A 5,381-nucleotide genomic window follows, 5' to 3' on the forward strand; every position below is an offset into this window, starting at 1 on the left:
GTGCGGCCCGCGAGGAGGGTCAGGACCGGCAGGCCGAAGGCCAGGGTCTTGCCCGAGCCGGTGCGAGCACGGCCGAGGACGTTGCGTCCGGCCAGCGCGTCGGGGATGACCGCAAGCTGGACGGGGCTGGGGTTGACGATGTCCTGACGCGCGAGCGTCGTGACAAGTGCGTCGGGAAGGGAAAGGGTGGAGAAGGTAGGCAGCACAGGGCTGCCGGCAGGCTGATTCAAGACACTCTCAGACGTTTGGGGACGATGCCCGCAAAACCATTTCGCGCAAGGACTGCGCTACTTCGTCGGGCCGGAACAAGCGCGGATAGGCGCGTTCACGTGTTCACATACTATCAGTCGGGCGCCGCTTCCCCCGCATCGAGCGCGTGTGACGGCACTCTCAGACCAGCAGGTCGGCGTACTCCGGGTGCTTCTCCACGAACCGCGCGACGTAGGGGCACTCCGCGACGATCTTCTTGCCCCTGGTGCGTACGTCGTCGAGCGCGCCGGCGACGAGTCGACTCGCCAGGCCCTGGCCCTCGAACTCGTCGAACACGACGGTGTGGGGGAAGACGATGACGTCGCCGTCCTCGCGCGCCTGGGTCAGGCCGGCGAGCGTCCCGTCGACGTAGATCTCGTAGCGCTGCTTGTCCTGGTTGTACGTGACCTCGTGGCTCATGCCGGTCCCAACGCTCAGACGAGCGTCAGGATTCCGAGGACACCGACCGCAACGGCGAGGGCCAGCGAGATGCCGATCAGGATCGTGTGGACCCGCAGGAACGTCGTGGCCTTGCCGGCCGTGTCGCGCGAGCGCTCGTCCGCCAGGATCCGGCGCAGGAACGGCGGCCAGATGACGAAGTTCCACACCGCGGTGAGGATGAGGACGAGTGACCAGATGACGGGGAGATCCATGCCCCGATTGTCTCAGTCCCACCCGGAGGCCGTTCGCCGGTCAGTATTCTGAGCCGGTCATGACCCGTCCTCGCATCCACCCGGCGTGGTTCGTCGCCGTCACCGCGTTCGTCGCGCTCGTCGGGGCCGCCGGGTTCCGGGCCGCCCCCGGCGCGCTCATGGTCCCGCTGCACGACGAGTTCGGCTGGTCGACCAGCGTCATGTCACTGGCGGTCAGCATCAACCTGTTGTTGTACGGGCTGACCGCCCCGTTCGCCGCGGCCCTGATGGACAAGTTCGGCATCCGGACCGTCACCACCGTGGCGCTGCTGATGGTGTCGCTCGGCAGCGGGCTCACGGTCTTCATGACCGAGTCGTTCCAACTGCTCATCACGTGGGGCGTGCTGATCGGGCTCGGCACCGGCTCGATGGCGATGGTGTTCGCCGCGACGATCGCCAACCGGTGGTTCGTCGAGCGCCGCGGGCTCGTGATGGGCATCCTCACCGCCGGTGGCGCGACGGGGCAGCTCGTCTTCCTCCCGATCGTCGCGGTGCTGGCCGAGTCGGCGGGGTGGCGCGTCGCCTCGCTCGTGATCTCCGGCGCGGCCCTGCTGGTCGTGCCGCTCGTCGTCCGGTTCATCGGCGACTTCCCCGAGGACCGCGACCTGAGGCCGTACGGCGCCCCGGCCGAGTGGGAGGCGCCCGCGCGCGAGACCGGCGGCGCCGCCCGACGTGCGGTCGACGGGTTGCGCCGCGCGTCCCGGGTGCCGGCGTTCTGGGCGCTCGCGGCGGCGTTCGCGATCTGCGGTGCCACGACCAACGGGCTGGTCGGCATCCACTTCATCCCGTCCGCGCACGACCACGGGATGTCCGAGACGACCGCCGCCGGGCTGCTGGCGGTGGTCGGCATCTTCGACATCGTCGGGACGATCGCGTCGGGCTGGTTCACCGACCGGTACGACCCGCGGCTCCTGCTCGCCGGCTACTACCTGTTCCGCGGCGTCGGGCTGGTCCTGCTCCCGACGCTGCTGTCGTCCAGCGTGCGCCCCAGCATCGTGGCATTCGTCGTGATCTACGGCCTCGACTGGGTCGCGACGGTCCCGCCGACCGTCGCGCTGTGCCGGGAGATCTTCGGCGAGGACGGGACGATCGTCTTCGGCTGGGTGTTCGCCTCCCACCAGCTCGGCGCCGCCGTGGCGGCCCTGGTCGCCGGGGTCATCCGGGACCAGACCGGGAGCTACTCGCTGGCCTGGTTCGGCGGTGCGGGCCTGTGCGCCGTTGCCGCGGTCCTGTCGTGGGTCCTCGGCTCGTCGACGCGGCGCGCGTCCCGCCGCGCGGACCCGACCGTCCCGCTGCCGATGTAGCTAGGGAGCGATCGTCAGGTGCTTGATGCGGCGAACAGCGCGACGTATGCCACGAGTGTGGGTGGCCCCGCCGACAGGAACGAGCTCAGCGGGACACGAGGACCGAGAGAGCCGAGGTGAACAGCGCGAGGCCGTCCGTCCCGGGTCCCGTGAGATCCTCGACGGCGTGCTCGGGGTGCGGCATGAGCCCCACGACGTTGCCGTGCTCGTTGGTGATGCCGGCGATGTCGCGCAGCGAGCCGTTGGGGTTGCCGCCGACGTAGCGGAACACGACCTGGCCCTCCCCCTCGAGCCGGTCGAGCGTCGCCTCGTCGGCGACGTATCCGCCCTCGCCGTTCTTGAGCGGCACGACGATCTCCTGGCCGGCCGACAGGTCGGACGTCCACGCGGTCGAGGCGTTGTCGACCCGGAGCGTCTGGTCGCGGCAGATGAACGTGCGGTGGTCGTTGCGGATCAAAGCGCCCGGCAGCAGGTGCGACTCGCACAGGATCTGGAAGCCGTTGCAGATGCCCAGGACGGGCATGCCACCCTTGGCCGCCGCGACGACCTCGGTCATGACCGGGGCGAAGCGGGCGATCGCGCCGCAGCGGAGGTAGTCCCCGTAGGAGAAGCCACCCGGCAGGATGACGGCGTCGACGCCCTGCAGGTCGTGGTCGCCGTGCCACAGCGCGACCGGTTCACCACCGGCGAGACGGACGGCGCGCTGCGCGTCGACGTCGTCGAGCGATCCGGGGAAGGTGACGACGCCGATCTTCATGCGCCCTCGACCCGGATCGCGTAGTCCTCGATGACGGGGTTGGACAGCAGCGTCTCGGCGAGCTGGTGGACCTCGGCGAGCGTCGCCTCGTCGGCGGCCTCGACCTCGAGCTCGAACCGCTTGCCCTGGCGGACGTCGGTCACGGCGTGGAAGCCGAGCCGCGGGAGGGCTCCGTGGACTGCCTTGCCCTGGGGGTCGAGGATCTCGGGTTTGGGCATGACATCGACGATGACGCGGGCCACGGACGCTCCTTGGATGGTCGGTGACGCCAGTCTATCGGCGCCGACACCACCCGCCGACGCGCGGGTTGCACCCGCCGACGCGCGGGTTGCACCCGCTGACGCGCGGGTTGCACGAGCTGACGCGCGACGTAGGTCGCATCGACGAGACTCGCGCCGCGAGCTCAGCCTCTGCGGCGGACGCTCGTCGATGCGAACTACATCGCGCCTCAGCGCTGTCCTGGCCTGCGGCCTAGGACAGCTCGCGCTTGAGGATCTTGCCGGTGGAGGTCATCGGCAGCTCGTCGAGGAACTCCACGACGCGGGGGTACTTGTACGCCGCGAGCTGCTCCTTGGCCCACGCCACGAGATCGGCCTCGGTGACGTCGTCGTGGTCCTTCTCCTTGACGACGACGGCCTTGATCTCCTCGCCGTGCGACTCGTGCGGCACGCCGATGACCGCGACCAGCGACACCGCGGGGTGCTCCATCAGCACCTCCTCGATCTCGCGCGGATAGACGTTGAAGCCGCCGCGGATGATCATGTCCTTGGACCGGTCGACGATGTAGTAGAAGCCGTCCTCGTCCTTCTTGGCCAGGTCGCCGGAGCGGAACCAGCCGTCCTTGATCGCCTCGGCGGTCGCCTCGGGGCGGTCGTGGTAGCCCTTCATGACGTTGTGGCCCTTGATCGCGATCTCGCCGACCGCGTCCGGCCCGGGCTCGACGTCGGACCAGTCGTCGTTGATGAGCTTCATCTCGACGCCGGGAATCGGGACGCCGATCGAGCCGACCCGCGGCTCCTCGCCGTAGCGGGAGAACGAGGCGACAGGCGACGTCTCCGACAGGCCGTAGCCCTCGAGGATCGTGACGCCGAAACGCTCCTTGAACTGCTTGTGGATCTCGCCCGGCAGCGCCGCGCCACCGGCAGCGGCGACCCGTAGGTTGGAAGCGAGGGTCCCGACGTCGATCGAGTCGTCGAGCGCGGCCAGCAGGCCCCAGTACATCGTCGGGACGCCGGCGAAGAACGTCACCTCGTTGGCGAGCATCAGGTCGAGCGCGGCCTTGGCCTCGAAGCGCGGCAGCATCACGACCGTGCCCCCGAAGGCGAAGGCACCGTTCTGGATCACGGTCTGCCCGAACGAGTGGAACAGCGGCAGGACACCGAGGTACGTGTCGGGGCGGGTCCCGTCCGCGCCGAACAGGTCCTTGCCGGCCAGCGCGTTGTCGCGCATGTTGCGGTGGCGCAGCTCGGCGCCCTTGGGCTGGCCCGTCGTGCCGGAGGTGTAGAGGATCACCGCGGTGTCGTCGTCGTCGCGCGCGACGGTCTCGAACGTCGTGGGCTGCTTGGCGACCAGCGGCGCGAAGTACTCCGGCGGGGACAGCGGCTCGGGCCACTTGGCGTCCATCCGGATCAGGAAGAACTCCTCGCACGTGTCGGTGGCCTGGAAGCCCTCCCACGCGGACTCGCCGATCGGCAGGTCCGGGGTGCCCTCGAACGCGAAGTACGCCTTGGCGTGCGAGTCGGCCAGGTGGTAGGCCACCTCGCGCGGCTTCAGCAGCACGTTGAGCGGCACGATGGTCGCGCCGGCCTTGAGGATCCCGTAGTAGATGATCGAGAAGTAGGGCAGGTTCGGGCACGACAGGGCGACCTTGTCGCCGGGCTGCACCCCCCGCTCCACTAGCAGGTTGGCGACCTGGTTGGCCGCGCCGTTGACCTGGGCGTAGGTGAGGCGGCCGTCCCCGAGCACCACCGCGTCGCGGTCCGGGTGCTGGCGGGCGCTGTCCTCGAGCAGGGTCGACAGGTTGTACACGGGCGCCTCCAGGCAGGTCGGGTGGTGCCGCCCAACCTACTCAGCAGTCGCGAGGGACGTCACCGGCCGGCGAGGATATTGGCCGCCCGGCGAAGGTCGGGGTAGACCCCGAGGACGGCGACCTTGTCGACGGCGTACGCGACCGGCCGGGCCGCGCCGACACCGGTCACCCGGAAGGTGGGGACCACGAGGCAGCCCCCGCCGTCCGGCGAGAAGTCCAACGTGAGGGTCGCGTCGATGCCGTGCCAGCGCCCCACCTCGGTCCAGGTGTGCGGTCGCTCGAGCACGGTCGTCTCCATCAGCGGCCGCAGGCCGGGCACGGTCACGTCGACCCAGGTCTGTCCGACCGAC

General features: G+C 69.8%; 8 protein-coding genes. 1 reads left to right on the forward strand and 7 read right to left on the reverse strand.

Going from position 1 to position 5,381, the window contains the following annotated elements:
- The 3 genes from JWQ91_RS06880 to JWQ91_RS06890 form a co-directional block, all read right to left on the reverse strand.
- Nucleotides 1-230: DEAD/DEAH box helicase (locus tag JWQ91_RS06880; RefSeq protein WP_297782120.1), on the reverse strand; the 230-nt coding region annotated here is incomplete at its 3' end.
- Between the two features lie 160 nt (nt 231-390).
- Entirely contained in the window at nt 391-669 is a 279-nt protein-coding gene (locus tag JWQ91_RS06885) for a GNAT family N-acetyltransferase (RefSeq protein WP_297782121.1), read from the reverse strand.
- Nucleotides 670-683: 14 nt separating this feature from the next.
- Nucleotides 684-902, reverse strand: coding sequence for an SCO4848 family membrane protein (locus tag JWQ91_RS06890; RefSeq protein WP_297782122.1), 219 nt, complete (start codon nt 900-902; stop codon nt 684-686).
- A 59-nt stretch (nt 903-961) separates the two neighbouring features.
- Here JWQ91_RS06890 and JWQ91_RS06895 point away from each other — a divergent pair, with 59 nt between their 5' ends.
- Nucleotides 962-2,245 (forward strand): MFS transporter, encoded by a 1,284-nt coding sequence (locus tag JWQ91_RS06895; protein WP_297782123.1) that lies wholly within the window; start codon nt 962-964, stop codon nt 2,243-2,245.
- An 85-nt stretch (nt 2,246-2,330) separates the two neighbouring features.
- Here JWQ91_RS06895 and purQ read toward each other — a convergent pair whose 3' ends face one another.
- The 4 genes from purQ to JWQ91_RS06915 all read right to left on the reverse strand — a co-directional run.
- Complete coding sequence (gene purQ, locus JWQ91_RS06900; protein ID WP_297782124.1) at nt 2,331-3,002, reverse strand: phosphoribosylformylglycinamidine synthase subunit PurQ; 672 nt, start codon at nt 3,000-3,002, stop codon at nt 2,331-2,333.
- Complete coding sequence (gene purS / locus JWQ91_RS06905; RefSeq protein ID WP_297782125.1) at nt 2,999-3,244, reverse strand: phosphoribosylformylglycinamidine synthase subunit PurS; 246 nt, start codon at nt 3,242-3,244, stop codon at nt 2,999-3,001. Before purS ends, purQ begins: the two co-directional genes overlap by 4 nt.
- A gap of 229 nt (nt 3,245-3,473) precedes the next feature.
- Nucleotides 3,474-5,030, reverse strand: a complete 1,557-nt coding sequence (locus JWQ91_RS06910) for a long-chain fatty acid--CoA ligase (RefSeq protein WP_297782126.1) — start codon at nt 5,028-5,030, stop codon at nt 3,474-3,476.
- Nucleotides 5,031-5,089: 59 nt separating this feature from the next.
- Nucleotides 5,090-5,381, reverse strand: a 292-nt coding sequence (locus tag JWQ91_RS06915; RefSeq protein WP_297782127.1) for a hypothetical protein, incomplete at its 5' end; no start/stop codon positions are given.

It is taken from the genome of Aeromicrobium sp. (assembly GCF_025965075.1).
Lineage (GTDB): Bacteria > Actinomycetota > Actinomycetes > Propionibacteriales > Nocardioidaceae > Aeromicrobium.